25 protein-coding genes are annotated in these 22,682 nt (G+C 74.5%); 8 read left to right on the forward strand and 17 right to left on the reverse strand.

What is annotated here, in order from left to right; genetic code table 11:
* Positions 1-39: 39 nt before the first annotated feature.
* Positions 40-330, reverse strand: a complete 291-nt coding sequence (locus tag KJP73_RS11515; protein ID WP_213283002.1) for a hypothetical protein — start codon at positions 328-330, stop codon at positions 40-42.
* 157 nt (positions 331-487) lie between these two features.
* On the opposite strand from KJP73_RS11515, the gene KJP73_RS11520 reads away from it, so the two are divergent.
* On the forward strand, positions 488-1,114 hold the full coding sequence (locus KJP73_RS11520; protein WP_213283003.1) for a ScbR family autoregulator-binding transcription factor: 627 nt from the start codon (positions 488-490) through the stop codon (positions 1,112-1,114).
* A 6-nt stretch (positions 1,115-1,120) separates the two neighbouring features.
* Here KJP73_RS11520 and KJP73_RS11525 read toward each other — a convergent pair whose 3' ends face one another.
* Genes KJP73_RS11525 through KJP73_RS11540 form a run of 4 tightly spaced genes read right to left on the reverse strand, consistent with a single transcriptional unit; the run spans position 1,121 to position 4,937 of the window.
* Positions 1,121-1,900 carry a histidine phosphatase family protein gene (locus KJP73_RS11525; RefSeq protein WP_213283004.1) on the reverse strand — a complete coding sequence of 260 codons (780 nt, stop codon included), beginning with the start codon at positions 1,898-1,900 and terminating at the stop codon, positions 1,121-1,123.
* Positions 1,900-2,640: a zinc ribbon domain-containing protein gene (locus KJP73_RS11530; RefSeq protein WP_213283005.1), complete on the reverse strand. Its 741-nt coding sequence runs from the start codon at positions 2,638-2,640 to the stop codon at positions 1,900-1,902. The genes KJP73_RS11525 and KJP73_RS11530 overlap by 1 nt, the downstream gene beginning before the upstream one ends.
* Entirely contained in the window at positions 2,637-3,851 is a 1,215-nt protein-coding gene (locus tag KJP73_RS11535; protein WP_213283006.1) for a Nif3-like dinuclear metal center hexameric protein, read from the reverse strand. The genes KJP73_RS11530 and KJP73_RS11535 overlap by 4 nt, the downstream gene beginning before the upstream one ends.
* Positions 3,852-3,887: 36 nt before the next feature.
* Entirely contained in the window at positions 3,888-4,937 is a 1,050-nt protein-coding gene (locus KJP73_RS11540) for a zinc-dependent alcohol dehydrogenase family protein (protein WP_213283007.1), read from the reverse strand.
* An 88-nt stretch (positions 4,938-5,025) separates the two neighbouring features.
* Between KJP73_RS11540 and KJP73_RS11545 the strand changes: the two genes are divergently transcribed.
* Positions 5,026-5,739 (forward strand): SOS response-associated peptidase, encoded by a 714-nt coding sequence (locus tag KJP73_RS11545; protein WP_213283008.1) that lies wholly within the window; start codon positions 5,026-5,028, stop codon positions 5,737-5,739.
* A 22-nt stretch (positions 5,740-5,761) separates the two neighbouring features.
* Here KJP73_RS11545 and KJP73_RS11550 read toward each other — a convergent pair whose 3' ends face one another.
* Positions 5,762-6,847: a fatty acid desaturase family protein gene (locus tag KJP73_RS11550; RefSeq protein ID WP_213283009.1), complete on the reverse strand. Its 1,086-nt coding sequence runs from the start codon at positions 6,845-6,847 to the stop codon at positions 5,762-5,764.
* A 320-nt stretch (positions 6,848-7,167) separates the two neighbouring features.
* Between KJP73_RS11550 and KJP73_RS11555 the strand changes: the two genes are divergently transcribed.
* Positions 7,168-7,371, forward strand: coding sequence for a cold-shock protein (locus KJP73_RS11555; protein ID WP_213283010.1), 204 nt, complete (start codon positions 7,168-7,170; stop codon positions 7,369-7,371).
* Between the two features lie 135 nt (positions 7,372-7,506).
* Here the strand turns inward: KJP73_RS11555 and KJP73_RS11560 are convergent, their stop codons facing one another.
* On the reverse strand, positions 7,507-8,610 hold the full coding sequence (locus KJP73_RS11560) for a fatty acid desaturase family protein (protein WP_249669324.1): 1,104 nt from the start codon (positions 8,608-8,610) through the stop codon (positions 7,507-7,509).
* 193 nt (positions 8,611-8,803) lie between these two features.
* Between KJP73_RS11560 and KJP73_RS11565 the strand changes: the two genes are divergently transcribed.
* Positions 8,804-9,388: a hypothetical protein gene (locus KJP73_RS11565; RefSeq protein WP_213283012.1), complete on the forward strand. Its 585-nt coding sequence runs from the start codon at positions 8,804-8,806 to the stop codon at positions 9,386-9,388.
* Here the strand turns inward: KJP73_RS11565 and KJP73_RS11570 are convergent.
* From KJP73_RS11570 to KJP73_RS11590, 5 genes are all read right to left on the reverse strand, one after another.
* Positions 9,368-10,438, reverse strand: coding sequence for a PQQ-dependent sugar dehydrogenase (locus KJP73_RS11570; RefSeq protein ID WP_213283013.1), 1,071 nt, complete (start codon positions 10,436-10,438; stop codon positions 9,368-9,370). The genes KJP73_RS11565 and KJP73_RS11570 overlap by 21 nt on opposite strands.
* 174 nt (positions 10,439-10,612) lie before the next feature.
* Positions 10,613-10,822 (reverse strand): VOC family protein, encoded by a 210-nt coding sequence (locus KJP73_RS19635; protein WP_349628305.1) that lies wholly within the window; start codon positions 10,820-10,822, stop codon positions 10,613-10,615.
* Between the two features lie 250 nt (positions 10,823-11,072).
* The gene (locus KJP73_RS11580; RefSeq protein WP_213283014.1) at positions 11,073-11,774 is read right to left on the reverse strand and encodes a helix-turn-helix transcriptional regulator; all 702 of its coding nucleotides are present in this window, start codon (positions 11,772-11,774) and stop codon (positions 11,073-11,075) included.
* Positions 11,775-11,921: 147 nt separating this feature from the next.
* A complete protein-coding gene (locus tag KJP73_RS11585) occupies positions 11,922-12,236 on the reverse strand; it encodes an NIPSNAP family protein (RefSeq protein WP_213283015.1) in 315 nt (104 codons plus the stop codon).
* Positions 12,237-12,307: 71 nt separating this feature from the next.
* Positions 12,308-13,078 (reverse strand): alpha/beta fold hydrolase, encoded by a 771-nt coding sequence (locus KJP73_RS11590; protein ID WP_213283016.1) that lies wholly within the window; start codon positions 13,076-13,078, stop codon positions 12,308-12,310.
* A 50-nt stretch (positions 13,079-13,128) separates the two neighbouring features.
* Here KJP73_RS11590 and KJP73_RS11595 point away from each other — a divergent pair, with 50 nt between their 5' ends.
* Positions 13,129-13,542 (forward strand): MarR family winged helix-turn-helix transcriptional regulator, encoded by a 414-nt coding sequence (locus tag KJP73_RS11595; protein ID WP_213283017.1) that lies wholly within the window; start codon positions 13,129-13,131, stop codon positions 13,540-13,542.
* A gap of 71 nt (positions 13,543-13,613) precedes the next feature.
* On the opposite strand, the gene KJP73_RS11600 is transcribed toward KJP73_RS11595, so the two are convergent.
* Complete coding sequence (locus KJP73_RS11600) at positions 13,614-14,459, reverse strand: PRD domain-containing protein (RefSeq protein WP_213283018.1); 846 nt, start codon at positions 14,457-14,459, stop codon at positions 13,614-13,616.
* 89 nt (positions 14,460-14,548) lie between these two features.
* A complete protein-coding gene (locus KJP73_RS11605) occupies positions 14,549-16,552 on the reverse strand; it encodes a glucose PTS transporter subunit IIA (RefSeq protein ID WP_213283019.1) in 2,004 nt (667 codons plus the stop codon).
* Positions 16,553-16,931: 379 nt separating this feature from the next.
* On the opposite strand from KJP73_RS11605, the gene KJP73_RS11610 reads away from it, so the two are divergent.
* The 3 genes from KJP73_RS11610 to KJP73_RS11620 all read left to right on the forward strand — a co-directional run bounded on the left by KJP73_RS11610 (position 16,932) and on the right by KJP73_RS11620 (position 19,312).
* On the forward strand, positions 16,932-17,210 hold the full coding sequence (locus KJP73_RS11610; protein WP_213283020.1) for an HPr family phosphocarrier protein: 279 nt from the start codon (positions 16,932-16,934) through the stop codon (positions 17,208-17,210).
* On the forward strand, positions 17,207-18,928 hold the full coding sequence (locus KJP73_RS11615; protein WP_213283021.1) for a phosphoenolpyruvate--protein phosphotransferase: 1,722 nt from the start codon (positions 17,207-17,209) through the stop codon (positions 18,926-18,928). The genes KJP73_RS11610 and KJP73_RS11615 overlap by 4 nt, the downstream gene beginning before the upstream one ends.
* Positions 18,929-19,009: 81 nt before the next feature.
* Entirely contained in the window at positions 19,010-19,312 is a 303-nt protein-coding gene (locus KJP73_RS11620) for a DUF4190 domain-containing protein (protein ID WP_213283022.1), read from the forward strand.
* 40 nt (positions 19,313-19,352) lie between these two features.
* On the opposite strand, the gene KJP73_RS11625 is transcribed toward KJP73_RS11620, so the two are convergent.
* The 3 genes from KJP73_RS11625 to KJP73_RS11635 are packed head-to-tail and all read right to left on the reverse strand — an operon-like array spanning position 19,353 to position 22,680.
* A complete protein-coding gene (locus tag KJP73_RS11625; protein ID WP_213283023.1) occupies positions 19,353-20,588 on the reverse strand; it encodes an MFS transporter in 1,236 nt (411 codons plus the stop codon).
* Positions 20,585-21,991 (reverse strand): allophanate hydrolase, encoded by a 1,407-nt coding sequence (locus KJP73_RS11630; protein WP_249669326.1) that lies wholly within the window; start codon positions 21,989-21,991, stop codon positions 20,585-20,587. The genes KJP73_RS11625 and KJP73_RS11630 overlap by 4 nt, the downstream gene beginning before the upstream one ends.
* On the reverse strand, positions 21,988-22,680 hold the full coding sequence (locus KJP73_RS11635) for an urea amidolyase associated protein UAAP2 (protein WP_213283024.1): 693 nt from the start codon (positions 22,678-22,680) through the stop codon (positions 21,988-21,990). Before KJP73_RS11635 ends, KJP73_RS11630 begins: the two co-directional genes overlap by 4 nt.
* Positions 22,681-22,682: the final 2 nt, after the last annotated feature.

Genomic DNA, 22,682 nt, shown 5'->3' on the forward strand with positions numbered 1-22,682 from the left:
CGCCGGGGTGCGCTGCGGCACCCCGGCGACGCGTGCGGTCTACCGGAACTCGGCCCGGGCGATCGAGGTGCTGCTGTTACCGGCGTCCGCCTTGGCCGACGAGCTCGTGGTCGTCCACGCCGACTGGGCCGACAGGGCGCCGTGCTTCGCGTACGACCGCCCCTGCGTGCCGCTCCACGTGCTGGTGGTGGCCTTGGCGTAGTCGGTGCCCGCGTACAGCGTGTACGAGCCGGCCGCTGCTGCCGGACCGGCCGCGAGCACGCCGAGCCCGACCGCCAGCGCCCCGGCCACGACCGCCCGGAGCGTCCTGCTCTTCGTCGTCGTCGTCATGGTTCTCTCCCCTGCTTGGACACGCGGTCGAACGGATGTGCGACCGTCCACCGACCATACGCCCGTCCGGTGAGCGCCACAAGGGTGTCGTCGCGGGAACGAGGCACGTCCGCCCTATGCTCGGCGTCGCTACCAGGACAATTCAGACGGGCGACCCATGACGCAGCGTGAGGCGCAACGCGCGCGCACCCGCGCCGCGATCGTGCAGACCGCGGCCGCGATGATCGACGACCGCGGCTACCTCGGCACGTCCATCCGGGACGTCGCCCGGGCGCTCGACCTCACGGTCGGCGCGATCTTCTTCCACTTCCCCGCCAAGGACGACCTCGGGCGCGCTGTCCTGCGCGAGTCGCAGGTGCGCTGGACGTCGCTCGTCGACGCGGCCCGGACCCGGCCGGGGCCGCGCCTGCACGCGCTCGTGTGGCTGACCGGACGCGCGGCGGAGGCCTACGTCGACGACGTCCACGTCCGCGCCGCCGTCCGCCTGGTGCGTGAGCGGGCGCTCCGGGCCGAGGTGCTGCCGACGCCGCATGCCGGCTGGGTCGCCGTGACGGCCGAGCTGCTCGGCGCCGCGGCCGAGGCGGGTGAGCTCGCACCCGGGCTCGACGTCGAGCCGGTGGCGTACCAGATCGTGTGCACGTGGTCGGGCAACCAGCAGCTCGTCCGGGACCTGGACACCCTCGACCGCCTGCCGGAACGCCTGCAGGACATGTGGCGCGCGTACCTGCCGCTGCTGGTGGGCGAGCGGGGCCTGGACCTGGACGCGGTGTTCGCCGCCGACTGAGGCGACTCAGCCCCGCCCGGTCCAGCCCTCGCTCGGCGCCCCGGCGACGGCGACCTCGTCGCGCTTGTCCTCGAACAGCCGGATGATGCTCACCGACGCCGGTGCGACGCGCAGCTGGCTCCACGAGCCGGGCTGGGCGCCCATCGTGCGGCCGAGCGCCGCGCGGATCGACACGGCGTGCGAGACGACCACGACGGTGCGGCCGGTGCCCGCGGCGAGCAGCCCGTCGAGGGCGGCACCGATCCGCTCCCCCACGTCGGCGATCGACTCGCCGCCGCCCTCGGGCCGGACGTCGGCGCGCGTGTGCCAGGGCTCGAGCTCGCCGGGCCAGCGCTGCTCGATCTCCTCGGCGGTCAGGCCCTGCCAGGCACCGAAGTCGGCCTCCTTGAACGCCTCCTCGACGCGGGGCGTCAGGCCGAGGCGCTCGCCGATGATCGCCGCGGTCTCCCGCGTGCGGACCATCGGGGACGCGATCAGCTCGGTGGGGTAGTCGATGTCGCCCCACAGGTCGTGCCCGACCCGGCGGACGAGCTCCCCGGCGGCGGCGGCCTGCTCGCGACCCCGCTGGTTGAGCGACGGGCCGGGCTCGGAGGAGCCGGAGTAGCCGCGCGAGACGGTCATCTCGGTCTCGCCGTGGCGGACGAGGATCACGGTCACGGGCTGCTGGTCGTCGAACCGGACGCCCGCCCCGGACGGCCGCGGCCTGCGCGCGGGGGGTGCTGGCGTCCCGGCCTCGGGCTCCAGCGGAGCTGACGTGCTGTCCGGGCCCGGACCGTCGGCGACCATCAGTAGGCGTCCTCTCCCCGGACCAGAATCCGCCCGGAGTCCTCGCAGTAGACGATCTCATCCTCGGGGGTGGCCTTGATCTTCGCCAGCTCGGTGGCCGGGACGGGCAGGCCGCTGCCCTCGGAGCGCCCGTGCCGGAGCGCCGCGATCGCGACCCCGCCGAGCCGGCCGCGCAGCCGGTCGTAGAGCTGGATCAGCCGGTCCTCGAGCGGCGCGGCCATCGCCTCGCGCTCGGCCCGCACCTGCTCGGCCTGCTTCTCGATGACCGCGAGCTCGGCGTCCCGCTCGGCGATGATCGCGGCGCGGTCGTTCAGCAGCGCGGCGTGCGCGGTCGTCAGCTCGCCGAGCGCCCCCTCGTGCGCCTCCAGCCGCTCCATGGCCTCGAGCTCGACGTCCTCGAGGTCGGCCTGGCGGCGCGCCAGCGAGGCGAGCTCGCTCTGGAGCGCCTGCAGGTCCTTCGCGGACCCGGTGCCGGAGTCGAGCCGCGTCTGGTCACGGGCGGCGCGGTCGCGGACCTGCTGGACGTCCGCCTCGGCCTTGGTGACCTCGCGCCGGATGTCCCCGACGGCGGTCCGGGACGCGGCGATCGCGGTGTCCAGGTCGGCGATCCGGCCGTCGAGCTCGGCGATCCGCGCGTGCTGCGGCAGCGAGGTCCGCTTGTGCGCGAGCTGGTCCAGCTTGGTGTCGAGGGCCTGCAGGTCGAGCAGCCGCTTCTGGTCCTGCGGGGTCGCCTTGGTCACGGGTGGTGTCCTTCGGGGTCGGAGGGCGCCGCGATGCGGCCGGTCCACGGATCGGTGCGCAGGGTGCTGACGCGGGTCTCCACCGTAGTGCCGTGCGCGGCGAGGTCGGCGCGCAGGTCCCGCTCCGCCCCGGCCAGCCACGGCCACTCGGACGCGAAGTGCGCCGCGTCGACCAGGTAGGGCGGGCTGGCGGCGGCTCCGCGGGCCTCGAACTCGGCGCGCTCGCGCAGCTCGGAGGCGGGGTGGTGCCGCAGGTCGGCGGTGAGGTAGACGTCCGCGCCGGAGGACCGGACGGCGTCGAACAGGGAGTCGCCGGCGCCACCGACGACCGCGACGGTCCGGACGGTCGCGTCCGGCGGCCCGGCGTACCGGATGCCCTGCACGGTCGGCGGCAGGGCGGCGGCGACCCGCTCGGCGAACGCGTGGAGCGTCGCGGGCCCCGCCAGGTGCCCGACGCGCCCGGTCCCCGTGGGGCCGTCCCAGCGCGCGAGCTCGAGGACGTCGAACGCGGGCTCCTCGTACGGGTGCGCCGACCGCATCGCGGCGACGACGGCGGCGCGCAGCCGCCGGGGCGCGACCATCTCGACGCGGGCCTCCACCACGTGCGCGGCCTCGCCCGCACGCCCGATCGCGGGATCCGCCGCCTCCGACGGCGTGAACGTGCCCTCGCCCGTGCTGGTCCAGGCGCACCGGCTGTACTCGCCGACCGCCCCGGCGCCGGCCGCGGCGAGCGCGTCGACGAGCCGCTCCGCGTCGCCGGCCGGGACGAACACCACGTGCTTGTCGAGGGCCTCGGCCGGAGCGGGCACCAGGGGGCGCAGGTCCTGCAGGCCGACCAGGCGGGCCAGCTCCTCGGCCACGCCGCCCTCGGCCGCGTCGGCGTTGGTGTGCGCGGTGTACAGGGCGACCCCGGCCCGGACGAGCCGGTGCAGGAGCGCGCCCTTCGCGTCGGTCGCGGCCACGGAGTGCACGCCGCGCAGCAGCAGCGGGTGGTGCACCACGACGAGGTCCGCGCCCCAGGCGACGGCCTCCTCGGCGACGGCGGTCACCGGGTCGACGGCGAGCAGGACGCGCCGCACGGGCTGCGCCGGGTCGCCGGTGACCAGGCCGACCCGGTCCCAGGACTCGGCGGTGCGGGGCGGGTAGCGGCGGTCGAGCAGCCGCACCACGTCGGCGAGGGTCGCGACCGGGTCGGACGTCGGGTGGCTCACGCGGACGAACCTACCCGCGCGCGCCGACGCGCCGCCTCACGGCAGGAGCATCGACTTGATCGCCCGGCGCTCGTCCATCGCGGCGTAGGCCTCGGCGACCTCGCTCAGCGGCAGCACCAGGTCGAACACCCGGCCCGGCCGGATCGCCCCGGACCACACCTCGGGCGCGAGCTCCTCGATGTACGCCCGTACCGGCGCGACGCCGCCCACGACGCCGACGTTGGTGCCGAACATCTGCCGCACCGGCAGCTCCGGCCCGCCGGCGGGGACGCCGACGAACCCGACCCGGCCGCCGGGGCGTGCCGTGTCGAGGGCCTGCTGCATCGACTCCTTCGTCCCGACGCACTCGAGCACGTGGTCCGGGCCGATGCCGCCGAGCAGGTCCCGCACGGCGGCGGCGCCCTCGTCGCCCCGCTCGGCGACGACGTCGGTCGCGCCGAACTCGCGGGCGAGGGCCTGGCGGGACGCGTGCCGGGACATGGCGACGACGCGCTCGGCGCCGAGCCGGTGCGCGGCGATCACGGCGCACAGCCCGACCGCGCCGTCCCCGACGACCGCGACCGTCGACCCGGGCCGCACCCCGGCGGACAGCGCCGCGTGGTGCCCGGTCCCCATGACGTCGGTCAGGGTGAGGACGCCCGGCAGCAGGTCCTCGTCCGGGGTGTCCGGCATGGCGACGAGCGTGCCGTCGGCCAGCGGGACGCGGACGTACTCGCCCTGACCCGCGTCGGTGAAGACGCCCTCGGCGTCGTCCCCGCCCCAGCCGCTGCCCCGCTCGCACGAGGTGTGCACGCCGTTGCGGCAGTGCCGGCACGTGTTGTCCTGCACGGTGAACGGCGCGACGACGAACTGGCCCGGTCGCACGGTGCGCACGTCGGAGCCGACCTCCTCGACGACGCCGACGAACTCGTGCCCGATGCGGCGGGGCTCCTGCGTCGGCCGCACGCCGCGGTAGGGCCACAGGTCGGAGCCGCAGACGCACGACGCGACGACCCGGACGACGGCGTCGGTCGGGCGCTGGATCGTGGGGTCCGGGACCTCCTCGAGGCGGACGTCGTGGGGGCCGTGGATGAGGGTCGCTCGCACGGGGGCAGCCTACGACGCAGGTCAGGGGGCGCGACCCGGCCGGCCGCTGCCCTGGTCACGGCCGCGGCCGACCCGCAGACTGGGGCGCATGTGTGGCCGATACGCCCAGACCCGCGCCGCCGACCAGATCGAGCGGGACCTCGCCGTCGACCGGATCCTCGGCGAGCACCGGGGACCGTCGTGGAACGTCGCCCCGACGCAGGACGTGCCGGTGGTGCTGGAGCGCGTCGAGGACGACGGCCCGCAGCGCCAGCTCCGCACCGCCCGGTGGGGCCTGGTCCCGTCGTGGGCCAAGGACGTCTCGATCGGCTCGCGGATGATCAACGCCCGCTCCGAGACGGTGCTCGACAAGCCGGCGTTCCGGAAGGCGGCCGCCAAGCGGCGGGCCCTCGTGCCGATGGACGGGTACTACGAGTGGCAGGCCAACGAGCGGGGCCCGAAGACGCCGTACTTCCTGCACGGCTCGGAGCCGCTGGCCGCCGCGGGGCTGTACGAGCTCTGGCGGGACCACAGCCGCGCCGACGACGACCCCGCGCGCTGGCTGTGGACCGTCACGATCATCACCCGCCCGGCGACCGACGCGCTCGGCCACATCCACGACCGCTGCCCGGTGCTGCTCCCCCGCCCGCTGTGGGACGAGTGGCTCGACCCGGCGATCACGGCGGCGGACGAGGTCGGCGCGATGCTGGTGAACGTCCCGGAGCCGCACCTCACCCCGCGCGAGGTGGGCCGCGCCGTCGGCAACGTCGCCAACGACGGCCCGGAGCTCGTCGAGCCGGTCGCGCCGGAGCCGACCGCTTGAGCGGGTCGCCCGGAGCGCCGCCTCAGCTGCGGTAGCGGCTCACCATCGGGCAGTCGAACGGGTCCCGTGCCGCGAGGCCGACCTCGTTGAGGTACCGCACGACGATCCGGTACGACTCCAGCAGCGTCGTCTCCGTGTACGGGACCCCGTGCGTCGCGCAGTGCTCCCGGACGATCTCCCGGGCCCGCGCGAGGTGCGGGCGCGGCATGCTCGGGAACAGGTGGTGCTCGATCTGGTAGCTGAGCCCGCCGAGCAGCATGCTCATGGGCGTCCCGCCGGAGATGTTCCGCGAGGTCAGCACCTGCTTGGACAGGAAGTCGAGCTTGCTGTCGGCCGGGATGATGGGCATGCCCTTGTGGTTGGGGGCGAACGACGCGCCCATGTAGACGCCGAACACGGCGAGCTGCACCCCGAGGAACGCCGCCGCGAGCCCCAGGGGCAGGAACCACACGACCACGGCGACGTTCGCGGTGAGCCGCAGCGCCAGCACCACGAGCTCGGTGACGCGCTCGCGCGGGTTGCGGTCGTCGGTGCGGGCGATCGACGACCTGATCGAGGTCACGTGCAGGTTCAGGCCCTCGAGCAGCAGCAGCGGGAAGAACGCCCAGCCCTGCACCCGGGCGAACGCGGCGCGCCAGCCGGTGCGGGTCGCGGCGGCGTCCGGGTGGAACGCCAGGGCCTCCATGTCGATGTCCGGGTCCTTGCCGACCTTGTTCGGGTTGGCGTGGTGCTTGTTGTGCTTCGACACCCACCAGGTGTGGCTGACGCCGACGACGCCGTTCGCCAGGACGCGACCGAGCCGGTCGTTCGCGGGACCGGAGCGGAACACCTGCCGGTGCGAGGCCTCGTGCGCGACGAACGCGAACTGGGTCAGCAGCACGCCGAGCCCCGCGGCGACCAGCAGCTGGGACCACGAGTCGCCCAGCAGCACGAACGCGACCCCGAGCCCGACGAGCAGCACGCCGAGCACCGCGAGCAGCGTCACGTAGAAGCCGCGGGTGCGCTCCAGCAGCCCCGCCTCCCTGATCTGGGCCGACAGCGTCTGGTAGCTGCCGGTCGCGGCCTCCTGGCCGCGACGTGTCCGGGTGGTCAGGGGTGTGGTGCTCACAGGCGCTCCGGGTGTCGGGTGTCGGCCGGGCCAGCCGAGGACGGGCGAGCGGACGCTCGACGTGCGGACGCCGACACAGTACGACGGCCGCCTGTTCCACGCGCGTGCGGGCGCGCGCGTGGCGGCGCGTGGTGCGTCACGTGAACTCGGGCTCCCATCCTCGCGCTGCACTTGCTACGCTGTTCCTCGTAGTCGCAGTGTTTCGCTGTGGTCTCTCCCGCGGGTTCGCCCGCGCGGCGCTCTCAGGAGCGGCGGACCACGACCCACCGTGAATACCGGTCCTGGGTCGTCTGGGGTCGCACCAACCTGAAGGAGTACACATGGCCACCGGAACTGTGAAGTGGTTCAACGCCGAGAAGGGCTTCGGCTTCATCGCGCCCGACGGCGACGGCCCGGACGTCTTCGCCCACTACTCGGCGATCACGACCAGCGGCTACCGCTCCCTCGACGAGGGCCAGAAGGTCCAGTTCGAGGTGACGCAGGGCCCCAAGGGTCCGCAGGCGTCGGAGATCACGCCGCTCTGATCTGAGCGCCGTACCGACAAGAGCCCCCCGCGACCTGGTCGCGGGGGGCTCTTGCGTGTCCGGATGCTGCGTGTCCGGATGCTGCGTGCGTGTCCGGCGGCACTGGGTCCGGGGCGCTGCCCCGGACCCAGCCGGTCAGACGTTGCGGTACTGACGGACCATCGGGCAGTCGAACGGGTCGCGAGCCGCGAGGCCGACCTCGTTCAGGTACCGCACGACGATCCGGTACGAGTGCAGGAGGGTCGTCTCCGTGTAGGGGACGCCGTTCTCCGCGCAGTGCGCGCGGACCAGCCGGCGGGCGCGCAGCAGGTGCGGGCGCGGCATCGACGGGAACAGGTGGTGCTCGATCTGGTAGTTGAGCCCGCCCATGAGCATGCTCATCCACGTCCCGCCGGAGATGTTGCGCGACGTCAGGACCTGCTTGGACAGGAAGTCCAGCCGGCTGTCGGCCGGGATGATCGCCATGCCCTTGTGGTTCGGGGCGAACGACGCGCCCATGTACACGCCGAACACCGCGAGCTGCACCCCGAGGAACGCCGCCGCGAGCCCCAGCGGCAGGAACCACACCACCACGGCGACGTACACCGACAGCCGCACGGCCAGTACCACGAGCTCGATCACGTTCGCGCGGCTGATCCGCCGGCTGCCGGGCTCCCGCTCCAGCAGCGACCGGATCGACGTGGCGTGCAGGTTGAGACCCTCGAGCGTCAGCAGCGGGAAGAACGCCCAGCCCTGCACGCGCGTCAGCGCCGCGAGGAACCCCGTGCGGGTCGCGGCGGACTCCGGCAGGAACGAGATGGTGTCCATCTCGATGTCCGGGTCCTTGCCGACCTTGTTCGGGTTGGCGTGGTGCCGGCTGTGCTTCGTCATCCACCACGAGTGGCTGATGCCCACCACGCCGTTCGCGAGCACGCGGCCGAGCCGGTCGTTCGCCGGGCCGGACCGGAACACCTGCCGGTGCGACGCCTCGTGCGCGACGAACGCGAACTGGGTCAGCACCACCCCGAGCGCTCCCGCGATCAGCAGCTGGAACCACGAGTCGCCCAGCAGGACGAACCCGGCGACCAGCCCACCGAGCGCGACCCCGAGGGCGACGAGCAGCCCGATGTAGAACGTGGGCGTGCGCTCCAGGAGGCCGGCCTCACGGATGCTGGCCGACAGCGCGTGGTAGGAGCCGGTCGCGGCCTCCTGCCGGCGCGGGCGCGCGGCGGGGGCGACGGTCGAGGTGGTACTGGTCACTGGCACGCTCCGGGGCGTCGACGTCGACTTCCCAGCCGGGGGTGTGAGCGGACGCTCGCCGTGCAGATGACCCCACCCTACGGTGCCGTAGGTTCGCGTGCGGGGTGAACACGCACATGCACAGGTTGCGCGCAGGATCTCCTCGGGACGTCGGTCCGGGTCGGAGCGCTCCGCGGCGTGAGGGGATGGACGCATGACCGGCGTCGACCTGCTCTGGATCCCGCTCGGCGCGGGCGGGTCGCCGCTCGTGCGCCTCAGCGGCCGGCTCTACGAGGGCCTCGCCGCGCGCCGCGGACGGCGACCACGGTGCGGGCTCGTGCACGCGGCCCTGGAGGTGCGGCCCGGGGGGCCCGCGGTGACCGTCGAGGTCACCCCCGTGTGGGGGCAGCCGGCCGGGCCGCGCGGCGTCGTCACCACCGGCCCGGTCGGTGCGCCGGTGCTGGGACGGTCGCGGTTCTTCCGCTACGAGGTGCGCTGCTGGGCGGGCGGCACCATCCCGGACGCGGCGTGGGCCGTCGAGCGCTCGGTCGTCGCCGACGACGCCCCGACGGCCCTGCGGCTGCTCGACGCGGCGCCCGCTCTCCCCCGGCACACCTGGGGCCGTGACGCCGAGGCGGTGGGCGACATGTGGACCTCGAACTCGGTGGTCGCGTGGCTGCTCGCACGCGCCGGGATCGACCCCGCGCCGTGCGGGCCGCCGGCGGGGTGCCGTGCGCCGGGGTGGGCCGCGGGGGTGGCCGCCGCCCACCGGGGCTCGTCAGGGCGTGACGTCGACTGACAGCACGCGGTCGTCCTGCGGCCCGGGCGTCCCGCGCCCGTCGGTGTTGCTCGTGACGAACCACAGCCGCCCGTCGGGTGCGACGGTCACGTCCCGGAGCCGCCCGTACTCCCCCGGGTACCGATCCGTCGACGCGCCGAGATCGGCGACGGGCACCGCCCGCAGCCGGCTCCCCCGGAGGTTCGCGATGTACAGCGTGCCGTCGAGGTGGGTCATCCCCGACGGGCTCGCCTCGTCCGGGGTCCACTGCTGCACCGGGTCGGTGAAGCCGTCCCGGCCGGCGACGCCCTCCACGACCGGCCACCCGTAGTTGCCGCCGGGGGTGATGACGTTCAGCTCGTCCCAGGTGTCCTGGCCGAACTCGGTGGCGTACATGGTGCCGCGGTCGTCCCACGCCAGCCCCTGCGGGTTGCGGTGCCCGTAGCTCCAGACCGGCGACGCCCGGAACGGGTTGTCGGCGGGGACGTCCCCGTCGGGTGTCAGCCGCAGGATCTTGCCGGCCAGCGACTCGAGGTCCTGCGCCTGCTCGCGCCTGCCCGCGTCGCCGACGGTGACGTACAGCATGCCGTCGGGCCCGAACGCCAGGCGCCCGCCGTCGTGGTGACGCGCGGCGGGCATGCCCCCGATCACCGTGGTCGGCTCCCCCAGCGCAAGGGCGCCCGCACCCCCTGACACGTCGTAGCGCTGGACGCGGTTGCCGTCCTCGGCGGTGGAGTACACGTAGAGGCGGTCGCGCCCGTCGACGGCCATGCCCAGCAGACCCGCCTCGCCCCCGGGGCGCACACCCTCGACGACCCCGACCTCGCGGGTGGAGCCGTCCGCGGTCAGCTCGAGGATGCGCGCGCTGTCCCGCTCGGCGACCAGGGGCGTGCCGCCGACGAAGACCACCGACCACGGGACGTCGAGGCCGGAGGCGACGGTCCGGGGCGCGGGGCCGGACGACCTGGTCGCGACACCCGGGGACGGCGTCGGCCCGGGGCCGGTGCACGCGGCCAGCACGGTCGCGACGACGACGGCCACCAGCGCGGCGGCGGGACCGGTCCTCCTCACGCGACGCTCCCTCCCGCACACCGGTCCCGCGGCGGAGCGGCTCAGCAGCTCCACCGCGGGGTGAGCTCGACCTGCCTGCGCGCCCCGTCGGGGGTGGCCACCCCGGCAGCGTCCCAGGCCGCGGGAGGTGACGCCAGGTGGGGCCGGCGCCTGCCCCGACCCGCGGCGAGCGGACTACGACGCGGACCTGCTGAACAGGTTCACCACGTTCCCGTCCGGGTCGAGGAACAGCGCGGACCGGTTCCCCCACGGCATGGTCGACGGCGGCAGGACGACGTCGTGGAGCTCCGGCTCGAGCCGCGCGAACTCCGCGTCGACGTCGGCGACCTCGAACTCGACGACGACGGAGCGGTTCGCCGCCGGGGAGACCGCGCCGCCGAGCATCGCGACCGTCGCCGGGGCGGCGATCGCGAGAGTCGCCCGGGGCCGGTGAGCTGCGCGAAGACAGGTGCCGGGCGCGTGGCGACCTGCCCCGTGACGCGCTCGTAGAACGCGGCGAGCCGGTCGACGTCGTCGGTGATGATGCGGATGGATGCGAACGACACAGGTGCCTCCGGGTGCTGGTGCGGGATCGACCCCACCAGCCTCGACCCGCGCCGCGACACCGTCCTGTCGGTGTTTGCGCGGGACCTGATCAGGAGGCGTCGTCGACGACGGGCCGGAGCGTCCCGGAGGGGATGTCGAGGTCCTCCCACCGGAGCTCACGCGGCTGCGGGTGCTCGTCGGTCAGCTCGACCGACACCATCCGGTCGCCACGGAACGCCCGGACGCCGTCACGGAGCCGGCACCAGGCGACGAGATACCAGTCGCCACCCTTGCCGATCGACCCGAGCGGTTCCACCTCGCGCAGCGTCTCGGCGCCGTCCCGGTCCCGGTACACCAGACGGACGACCCGGTCGCCTCGGAGCGCGACCCCGAACGCCGCGGGGACCGGGGTGCCGTCCTCCGGTTCGAGCAGGCGCACGCGCCCGGCCACAGCGGTCGCACGCCCGGCGTCGCCGGCCGGCATCACCGCCAGGAGCTTGCGGAGCGCCGACCCGGCCGGCTGCCGGAACGGTCCCCGTCCCAGCGCGCCGAGGCCGACGACCACGGCCAGGGCCTCGTCGGGCGTGAACGACATCGGACCGAGCGTCGCGGCCGGGTCGAGCGTGTACCCACCGGTGCGGCCGGTGTCCGCCCAGATCGGCACGCCCGCCTGCTGCAGCGCGGACAGGTCCCGCTCGACCGTCCGGACGGAGACCTCGAACCGCCCGGCGAGCCAGCGCGCGCTCCGGCGACGCGGCGACGCGGCACGCAGCTCCTCGACGAGGGCGTACAGGCGGTCGGTCCGGTTCACGACGCGATCATGCCCGCTCGGTCCGTCCCCGCGCGCCGCTCCGCGTCCGTCACCGGGTCGGTGCGGGCCCGTCACACCCGGCCTGTCCTTGTCGATCCGGCGTGGCCCGAGCCGCCGCGACGGGCGACCCGCCCCGCGAGGAGCTGCTCAGCTGGGCTCGGCGAACACCGGCCGCTGGAACCGCCGCTCGTACCGGCGGATGCACCCGGTGCTCCGCGCCAGCTCGTACGCCTCGATGCACTCCGCGTCCGTCTCCGCTGCGGTCCGGTAGCGCTCGTAGTCCGCTAGCGACGGGAACGTGAACAGGGCGAACGCCTCGTCGTTGTCCCCCTCCGCCGGGAGGAAGTAGCCGTGGTGGTCTCCGCCGAGGCGGTTCACCAGCCGGATCCAGCGCTCGGCGTAGTCGGTGAAGACGTCGATCTGCTCGGGGTCGATCTGGTAGCGGAGGTGGATCGTGATCATCGCGCGATCATGGCATCCGCCCCGACGGCGCAGGTCAGAGGGTCGCCAGCTGAGAAGCGCGGGACGGGACGTCAGCCCAGGAAGGAGTCGATCGCTGCCCAGGTCGCTTCGGGTGCCTCCAGGTGCGGGAGGTGCCCCGCCGCCGGGATCTCGACGAACTCCGCCCCGGGCACGGCAGCCGCGACCGCCCGCCCGTAGGCCGGGGTGACGACCCGGTCGCTGGCACCCCAGACCGCGAGAGTCGGGACGTCCACCACCCCGAGACGGTCGAGCAAGGTCGGGTCGCTCATGCTCGCGCCCGCGACAGCGGCCATCGTGCGCCCGTTCGCCTGCTGCATCGACCGCTGCTCGTCCGTGAACCGTGCCGGATCCATGAAGCCGCGCTCCGGGTCGTGCCATGCCACCTCCGCCAGACCACGCGCATCGAGGGCGAAGAAGTCGGCGATCGGCTCACCGTCGACCACGACCCCGACGCTGTCGAGCACCACGACCGCGCCGACGCGGCCGGCGTACCGCTCGTCAGATGCAGCCTGCACAGCCATCTCGAGGGCGATCCAGCCGCCGATCGACGAACCGACCACGATGACGTCGTGCTGCCCGTCGTCGACGAGCTGCTCGAGGTAGGCGTGCGCGAGGTCGGCGACGGAGGCGATGGACTCCGGCCGGGCCGTCCCGTCCCAGCCGGGGTGCGTGGGTGCCAGGACGTGCGTGGTGGCCGCGAGGTGTCCGACGACCGGCGCGACGGTCTGGGGCCCGCCGCCGCCGTGGAGCACGAGGGCCGTTCGGGCGGTGGGGTCGCCGGCGATGATGACGGGCAGATCTGCGGGAAGGACGCTGGTCACGGTGCACCTGTCTCAATATGTTGATCTAAACGTGTTGATACCGTAGCACCATGACGACGGACCTCGAAGCGCTCGGGCAGGCGCTGAAACGGGCGCAGTACCGCAACCACCGCACCATGGACGCCGCCCTCCGTGACCTGGGCATCACCCTCGTGCAGTGGGACGCCCTCCGCGCCATCGAGCGGATGCCGGACGCATCCGGCCACGACCTCGCCATCGCGACCTTCCAGAGCGACCAGGCGTTCGGGACACTCGCGGCACGGCTCGTGGAACGCGGGTTCATCGTGCGATCGGCTGGGCGCGGGCGCCGGCTGGTGCACACCCTCACGGACACCGGTCGCGCAGCACTCGACGGTGGCCACGAGATCGCGGCCGGCGTGCTCGAGGACCTCTTCGCACCGCTCGACGAGGATCGACGAAGCAGCCTGATGCAGGCGCTGGCTGCTCTCACCGCGGAGGACTGAGCTCCCGGTCCCGGCAGCCCGTCGAGACGCTCGACGAGGCACGCCTCACCGCGCTGACGCGCCCGGCGACGTCAGGCGCGGTGCCCGTCCTGCACCACGCGCGCGATGTGCAGAGCGAGGTACGACACCTCGTCGGGTGTCAACGGTGCACGCAGCCGGAGCTCCACCAGCTGGGCGAGCCGCTCGGCGGTGTCGACCGCCTCGGGGTAGGTCTGACGGATCGCCTCGCCGACGGAGGAGTGCCGCGCGTCGGCGAGCTGGCGGCGCTGCTCGATCCGGACGAACAGGTAGCGCAGGTGGGTGATGAAGCGGCCGACGCTGACCCCGCCGGCGTCGAGCGTGACGTCGTGCGCGCTGGCGACGACGTCGAGGAACTGCTGGATGAGCCCGGTCATCGTGTAGCTGAACGCGAGGTCGCCGGTCGAGACGCCGGCGTTGACGAGATGCAGGGCCAGCCCCACCGCCTCGGCCGCGGGCAGCGGGGTCGGCACCCGGGCGTTGATGGCGGCGACCAGTGCCGTGGCCTGCGCGTGCTCCTGCGCGTACAGGTTGGTGACCTCGGCGAGCAGGGGGTACTCCACGGCCTGGCCGACCTCCGCGCGGCGCAGCGCGAAGCTCACGTGGTCGGCCATCGCGACGATCACGGCCGGGCGGCCTGCGAGCGCCCCCAGGCCGACCTCGACGAGCGCGTCACCGACGAGCTGGACGTGCTCGGGCGGGATGCTCGCCAGCAGCCCCGCCAGGTGGTCCGGGTCCCGGCCGGGGTCGGGCCGGAAGACCCGGACGACCCGGTCGCGGTCGACCTGGTCCCCCGGTCTGCTCTGGAACCCCAGACCGCGGCCCGTGAGGATCACCTCGGTGCCGGACTCGTCGCGCGCGAGGACGAGGTTGTTGTTGAACACGCGGAGGATGTCCACGTCGCTCCTCAGCCTCGGAACCGGGTGGAGGCCGGGGTCCGGGCGGTCGCGCGTGGGCCGCACCCGCAGGCACGGCCCACGCGGGGCGGTCAGGGCTCGACGTCGATCACGACGGCGCCGGGCACGACGGTACCCGCGGGCCGGGGCGTGACGCTCGCCAGGGTGCGCGCGTTGATCACCGTGACGACGGTGGTCGTGTCGAAACCGGCCGCGCGGACCGCGTCGAGGTCCACGGTCACGAGCCGGTCGCCCGCCGAGACGCGCTGCCCCTTGGCGACGGCGAGGTCGAACCCCGTGCCGGCCATCTTGACGGTGTCGATGCCGACGTGGACCAGGACCTCCACGCCGTCGGCCGTCATGAGGCCGAACGCGTGCCCGGTGTCCGCGACGGTGACGAGCTCGCCGGAGACGGGCGCCACGACGACCCCGTCGGTGGGAACCACACCGACGCCGTCCCCGAGCGCCTTCGAGGCGAACACCGCGTCGTCGACCTGGTCGAGCGGGACGATCGACCCGGCGACGGGCGCGAGGACCGCGCTGGTCGGCACGGCGTCCGGGGTCCGGGGGGCACCGGGTCCCGAGGCCGCCTCCCGCGCGAGGTCGGCCTCGGCCTGAGCGCGCTCCGCCAGGGCCGCGGCGCGCTGCTCCGGCGTGCGGTAGTCCGACACGATCACCAGGACCATCGACACGGCGAACGCCGCCGCGACGGCGATGAGGTACACGGGGATCGGGCTGAACACCGGGATGGTCAGCAGCGAGGTGAACGCGAAGGCGTTGGTGTCCACGCCGCCGAGGACGCCGATGATGACGCCACCGACGAGGCAGCCGACGAGCATCCGCGGGTAGATGCGCTTGAAGCGGAGGTGGATGCCGTAGAGCGACGGCTCGGAGATGCCACCGAGCAGGCCGGCGGCCAGCGCCCCGGTCGCCGTCTGGCGCATCTGCACGTCCTTGTCCCGCACGGCGAGGACGAGCACGCCGGCGGTGGCGCCGAAGCAGGCGAAGTTCCACGCGCCCATGGGGCCCTGGATGAAGTCGTAGCCGAGGGTGTTGAGGTTCACCAGCATCAGCGCGTTCAGGGGCCAGTGCAGGCCGAGCGGGACCAGGAACGGGTAGATCAGCGGGATGACGATCGCGAACACGATGGGCGCGTTGCCGTTGAGCCACGCGAGGCCGTCGCCGAGACCCGAGCCGAGCCAGATCCCCAGCGGGCCGAGCAGGAACGCCGTCACCGGGATCATCACGACCATCGACAGGAACGGCACGAAGACCATCTGGATGTTCTCCGGGAACACCCGCTTGAGCAGCCGGTACACCGGCGCGAGCGCCGCGACCATGATCAGCGGCACGAACACCTGGCCGCCGTAGTCGTTGAGCTGCATCGGCAGGCCGAACACGTCCGCGACGCACGCCGTGGTGCCCAGGGTCGCGTTGGTGGTGCACGCGGTCCTCGCCGCGTCCGTCAGCGACAGGAAGTTCGGCGTCATCACGGCCGCCATCACCGTGGCGCCCAGCCACGGGTCGACCTGCAGCTTCTTCGCCGCGTTGTACGCGACCATGATCGGCAGGAAGTAGAACACCGCCCGCCACATCGCGTCGACGAACACCCACGTCGCGGGCTTGTCGTCCGCGCGGAAGTCGACGACCCCGATCGCGTCGAGCACCGCGGCGAACGCGATGATCAGGGACGCGCCGAGCAGCACGCCGAGCAGCGGCCGGAACGAGTCCGACAGGTACTCGAACACGGCGTCGAGCCAGGCCACCTTGCCCCGCGCCTTCGCCCGGGCGGCCGCCTTCACGTCGGCGTCCGACTGCTGGCCGGCCACCACCCCGGCCATCGTGGGCAGGTGCATGATCTGCGTGTACACCGTCTGCACGGCCCCGCCGATCACCACCTGGAAGCGCTCGCCGGACTGCGGGACGGCGCCGATCACGCCGGGGATGGACTCCACGGCTCGCTGGTCGACGACCGAGGCGTCACGGAGCTCGAAGCGCAGGCGGGTCGCGCAGTGGGTGAGGCTGAGGACGTTCGACGGCCCTCCGACCGCCCTGATGATCTCCTCGGCCCTGTCGCGCGTCGTCGCGGACGTCATGTGCACTCCTCGTCGAGAGTCGTCGTCCGGGCACAAAAAAGACCTGAGTCGCATGGCTGCGGCTCAGGTCTTGCCCCGCGACGACGGCGGGTAACAACCCTGGGAACTCAGGTTCGTGGAAGGACGCTAGCACCCGCTTTCCCGCGCCCATCCGGGACCAGAGTCCTAGGCATCGGCTGCCTTTCATCGCGTTCCGACCGACGTCCCGGCCGCGTTTGACCCCGCCCGTTCTCACGCCGTACAACTGGCGCACCAGGGTTGTTACTGAGCGGATCAGGCAAGACCTGAGGCACCGGCCGGAGTCGGATGTCTCAGGTCTTTTTTGTTGCCCTGGCGGCGCCGACCCGTGCCGGGCGGCGTGACGAGAAGGGACTTCCCCATGCCTCAGCGACGAGCAGTTCTGGCGACCACCTCAGGTCTGCACGCCCGCCCCGCCGCACTCCTGACCCGGCGCGTGGCCGACGGCGGCCACCTCGTGCACCTCGCCCGCGAGGGCCAGCCGGGCGTGGACGCGAGCAGCATCCTCATGGTGATGGGCCTGCGCCTGCAGCACGGCGAGGCGGTCGAGCTGACGTGCGACGCACCGGACGCCGGACCGCTGCTGGACGAGCTGGCGGAGCTCCTCGCGACCGATCTCGACGCGGTGGAGCTGGCATGAGCCTCGCGGTCGAGACGACGGCGGACGCGGTGCTGCGCGGGATCGGGGTCGGTCGCGGAGTCGCGCTCGCTCCGGTCGCGCTGGTCGCACCCCCGCCCGACGTGCCGGCGGACGAGCCGGCGCCGCTCGACCCGGTCGCGGCCGAGGCCCGGGTCCGTGCGGTGCTCGCCGACGTCGGCGCCGACCTGCGGACCCGGTCGGCGGCCACGGAGAACCCGGACCTGCGGCAGATGCTGGACGCCGCGGCGACGATGGCGTGCGATCCCGCCCTCGCGGCGGAGGCGGCGCGCCTGGTGCACTCCGGCGTCGGCCCGGCGGGTGCCGTCGACCGGGCCGTGGAGGGCTTTGCCGCCGTGTTCGCGGCCGCCGGCGGTGACCTGGCCGAGCGGGCGACGGACCTGCGCAGCGTCCGGCACCGCGCCGTCGCACGCCTGCTCGGTGTCCCTGAGCCGGGCCTCGCGCCGCTGGACGGCCCCGCCGTCGTGGTGGCGGACGACCTGTCCCCCGCCGACACCGCCGCCCTCGACCTGACGCGCGTCGCCGCGATCGTCACCGAGCGTGGCGGGCCGACCAGCCACACCGCGATCGTCGCCGGGCAGCTCGGGCTCCCGTGCGTCGTCCGCGTCACGGGCGCGACCACGCTGGCCGCCGGGACACCGGTGCTCGTCGACGCCGCGGCGGGCACCGTCGAGGTCGACCCGCCCTCGTCGGCGGTCGATCGCGTCGTCCGGCGTGCCGAGAACGAGCGCGTGATCGCCGGGTCGACCGGGCCGGGGAGCACGGCCGACGACCACCGCGTCCCGCTGCTCGCGAACGTCGGCACCCCCACCGACGCGCGGGCGGCCGCCGACGGCACCGAAGGTGTCGGGCTGTTCCGCACGGAGGTGCTGTTCCTCGACGCGCGCACCGAGCCGACGCTCGACGAGCAGACCGCCGCCTACGCCGAGGTCATCGACGCCTACGCCGGTCGCAAGGTCGTCGTCCGCACGCTCGACGCCGGTGCCGACAAGCCGCTGGCGTTCGCCCACCAGACGGTCGAGGAGAACCCGGCCCTCGGGGTCCGCGGCTATCGCCTGGTCCGGTCGCTCCCGGGGATCGTCGAGCGGCAGCTGCAGGCCCTCGGCGCTGCCGTCGCGGCGCTGCCGGACGCGCGACGCGACGACGTCTGGGTGATGGCCCCGATGATCGCCACCGCCGCGGAGGCCCGCGACTTCGCGGCGGCCGCACGCGCCGCCGGGATCCGGAAGGTCGGCGTGATGGTCGAGGTCCCCGCCGCCGCGCTCCGTGCCGAGGCGATCCTGGCGGAGGTCGACTTCGTTTCTCTCGGCACCAACGACCTCGCCCAGTACACAATGGCGGCCGACCGGCTCCGCGGGGAGCTCGCCGACCTGCTCGACCCGTGGCAGCCGGCGGTGCTCACCCTGGTGCGCGCCACGGCGCGGGCCGGTGCCGCGACCGGCAAGCCGGTCGGGGTGTGCGGGGAGTCCGCGAACGACCCGCTCATGGCCCTGGTGCTCGCCGGGCTCGGCATCACCAGCCTGTCCATGGCCGCGGGCCGGGTCCCCGCCGTGCGGTACGCGCTGCGCGCCCACACCCTCGAGGAGTGCCGCGCCATGGCGGAGGCGGCGGTCGGCGCCCCTGACGCGCGCTCGGCTCGCGAGGCGGTGCGCGCCGCCCTTCGCCCGGAGGTCGCCCGGGTGCTGCTCGGGGAGAGCTGACACCGTTTCTCGTGAACCGGGTCACAAGGTTCGCCGCGACGGATACGTTCTGCCCATGAGCACTCCCCCGAGGACCCGGACGTGACGAGCGACCTCGCGTTCCCGGAGCCGCGGCCGGTCACCGAGCGAGCGACCTCGCGCGGGGTCGACGGCCTCGCGATCGCGTCACTGGCCGTGAGCCTGTGCTCGCCGTTGACGTCCGGCCTCGCGGCGCCCGTCGGCCTCGGCCTGGGTGTCGCGGCGCTGCGGCGCATCGGTCGCAGCGGTGCGCGCGGGCGCGGCCTCGCCGTCGCGGGGATCGTGGTCGGTTCGGTCGTCACGCTCGCGGGGGTCGCCCTCGTCGGGCTGTTCACGGTGCTGGCCTTCGGCACCGCGTCGCCGTGAGCGGGGCCGGGTCCGGGGCAGCCGCGGGCGGCGTCCCTGATCAGCTCGCCGCCGTCCGCGTGATCGGGTCCCGGCGCCCCAGGACCAGCGTCAGCAGCACGGCGGCGAAGGTGACTCCGGCGGCGACGATCCCGAGGGTGCCGTAGCCCGGGCCGCCGATCACCCAGCCGCCGAGCAGGGCGCCGAGCCCGGTGCCGAGGGAGATGACCGAGGAGTTCAGCGCGACCACCAGCTGCCCGTGCCGCCCGCTGAGGGACAGGAGCACGTTCTGCAGCGGCGAGTTCATCGCCCACGCCGCGAAGCCCCAGAGGGAGAACACGGCGATGACCGTGACCGGGCTGGCGGCGGCGGGGGCGAGCAGCACGAGGGCCAGCGTGGACGCCGTCAGCGCGATCGTGATGCTGCGTCCCGGGCCGTAGCGGTCGGCCAGCCACCCGCCCGCGACGTTCCCGGCGACGCCGGCGACGCCGTAGGCGAGGAGCACCCCGCTGAGCAGCACGCCCGCGATCCCGGCGGTCTCCGTGAGCAGGGGCGACGCGTACGTCTGCACCATCATGGCGCCCGCGGTCTCGAGCGACGAGACGGCCAGGGCGATCGCGACGAGGCCGACGGCGGCGCGCCCCGGTCCGGGCCCGGACGCGCCGGATCCGCCGTGCGGGTCGGCGCCCCGCGCCCGTGCGTCCGCGCCCGCGCGAACGAGCGTCAGCACGCTCACCAGCGCGACCACGGCGAGGCCGGCGACGAGCGCGTAGACCCCGCGGTACCCGAGCAGCGGGCCGAGCAGGTTGCCCGCCGGGGCACCCAGGACCGTCGCGGTGGTCAGCCCGCCGAAGACGGTCGCGACCGCGCGACCGCTGCCGCCCGGTGGGGCGAGCCTCGCGGCGAGCACCGTCGCGGTCGGGGTGAACCCGCCGGCGGCGACCGCCGACAGGGCGCGCAGGACGGCGACGGCCGTGGGGGTGGTGGCGAGCGCCGTGCCGACGGCCGCGAGCGCGAACAGCGCGAGCGCGGTGCCCATCAGCACCTGGCGAGGGACGCGCCGCACGAGGAGGGTGAGCAGGGGCGTCGAGATCGCGTAGGTGAACCCGTAGACGCTCACCAGCGTCCCGACCTGGCTGACCGAGATGCCGAGGTCGGCCGACACGGTGGGGACGAGGCCGGCCATCACGTACGACCCGAACCCGATGGCGAACGTGCCGGTGGCGAGCGGCCAGAGCCGGGCGCGCGGCGCCGGGCCGACGACCGCGACGGCGGGGTCCGCGACGCCGGCGGTCACGCGGGCACCGGCGTGCGGGTCCGCAGCCCGGTGCCCGTCAGCGCGGCCGCAGCAGCGGCGCCGGTGGGCGGCGGACCGTCGAGCGCTGTCCACGCGCCGACGCCGGCGACCGTGAGCACGCGCGCCGCCACGTCGATCGCGACGGCGTCGGCGGACGGCCGGGTCAGCACGGTGACGCCGACGCGCTCGCCCGGGACGCCGGGGTCGACGGGGACGGCGACGGTCGCGTACCCGAACAGGTTGCAGAAGTTGGTGAAGGTCCCGAGCCGCGCGTTGACCGCGACCGGCTCGGCTGCGACCTCGGCGAGCGTCGGGTGGTGGGTCGTGGTGGGCAGCAGCAGGGCGTCGACGTCGGCGAGCGCGCGCTCCGCCTCGGCCCGGAGCTCGGCGAGCCGGACGAGGTCGGCGGCGTACCGGTGGGCGGGCAGGGTACCGGCCGCCCGGATGATGCCGGCGACGACGGGGTCGAGCCCCGTGGGTCCTGCGTCGACGAGGTGCCCGACGGCGGCGTACCGCTCGGCGACGAACGCGCCGTCGTACAGCAGGCGCGCGGCGGCGAGGAACGGCGTCAGGTCGATCTCCCGGATCGCGTGCCCGGCAGCGCGCAGCGCCAGGACGTGTGCGTCGAACGCCTCGCGCCACAGCGGGCTCAGCGCGGCGAGGTCGGCGGCGCGCGGGACCGCGAGGACCGCGTGCTCCGGGGCGGCGCGGGGCGCGTCGTCCGGCACCGGGCGGGCCAGGGCGTCGAGGCCGTCCGGCCCGGACATCAGCGCGACCGCTCGCGCCGCCAGCGTGAGGTCGCGGGCGAGGACGCTCACGCAGTCCAGCGACCGGCACGCCGGCAGCACGCCGGTGGTCGGCACCAGGCCGGGGGTGGGCTTCACACCGACGACGCCCTGGAGGGCGGCGGGCACCCGGCCGGAGCCCGCGGTGTCGGTGCCGAGGGCCAGGTCGACGATCCCGAGCGCGACCGCGACGGCGGACCCGGACGACGAGCCGCCCGAGATCCGGTCGAGGTGGTCGGCCGACCGGACCGGTCCGTACGGGCTGCGCGTGCCGACCAGGCCGGTCGCGAACTGGTCGAGGTTCGTCTTGCCCAGCACCACCGCGCCGGCGTCGCGGAGGCGGGCGACGGCGGTCGCGTCGGCGTCCGCTGTCCAGGCGACGCCCGGGCACGCCGCGGTGGTGGGCAGGCCGGCGACGTCGATGTTGTCCTTGACGGCGAGCAGCCGGCCGGCCAGCGGCAGGTCCTCGCCCGCCGCCGCCCGTGCCGCCTGCGCCCGGACGTCCGCCTCGACGTCCGCCCGGGGGCGCAGGTGGATCCACACCTCGGGCCGGTCGACCTCGTCGATCCGCGCGTAGGCGCGCTCCACGGCGGCCAGTCCTGCGGCGAGCACGCTCACGCCGCTCCCCCGGCGGCCGCCGCGGGCTCGGTGACGACCATCCGCACGGGCGTCGGGTCGAACCCGTTGCACGGGTTGTTGACCTGCGGGCAGTTCGACACCAGCACCAGCACGTCGCGCTCGGCCCGGAGCGTCAGGGAGAGCCCCGGAGAGGAGATGCCGTCGACGATGCCGAGCGAGCCGTCGGCCTCCACCGGGACGTTCATGTACCAGTTGATGTTGCTGACCAGGTCCCGCTTCCCGAGGCCCCAGCGGGCGCCCTCGGCGAGGAAGTTCTCGACGCAGGCGTGCTGGTGCACGGTGTGGTGCCCGTACCGCAGCGAGTTCGACTCCTTGCTGCACGCGCCGCCGATGGTGTCGTGGCGGCCGACCTCGTCGTGCACGAGCGTCATGAGGGCGTCCCCGGTGCCGGCCCGCAGGACGGAGCCCTGGACGAGGTAGACGTTGCGCTGCGCCGCGATCGTGTCCGGTGCGGAGTACCGGACGGACGTGTCGTGCGCGTCGTACACCAGGCAGTCGACCGCCTGGTTGCCCTCCAGGTCGACGATCGTCAGCTCCTGGCCCGCGCGGACCACCGCGGACCACGGCGACCGGCGCGGGACGACCTGGTCGAGCACGACGGCGGCGCCGGCGAGCCGCGCGGGCAGCGGCTCGGCGGCCGGGGTGGGGCTGGTGGGAGCGATGGTCATGG

This window comes from Cellulomonas hominis (genome assembly GCF_901521055.1).
GTDB classification, from domain to species: domain Bacteria; phylum Actinomycetota; class Actinomycetes; order Actinomycetales; family Cellulomonadaceae; genus Cellulomonas; species Cellulomonas endometrii.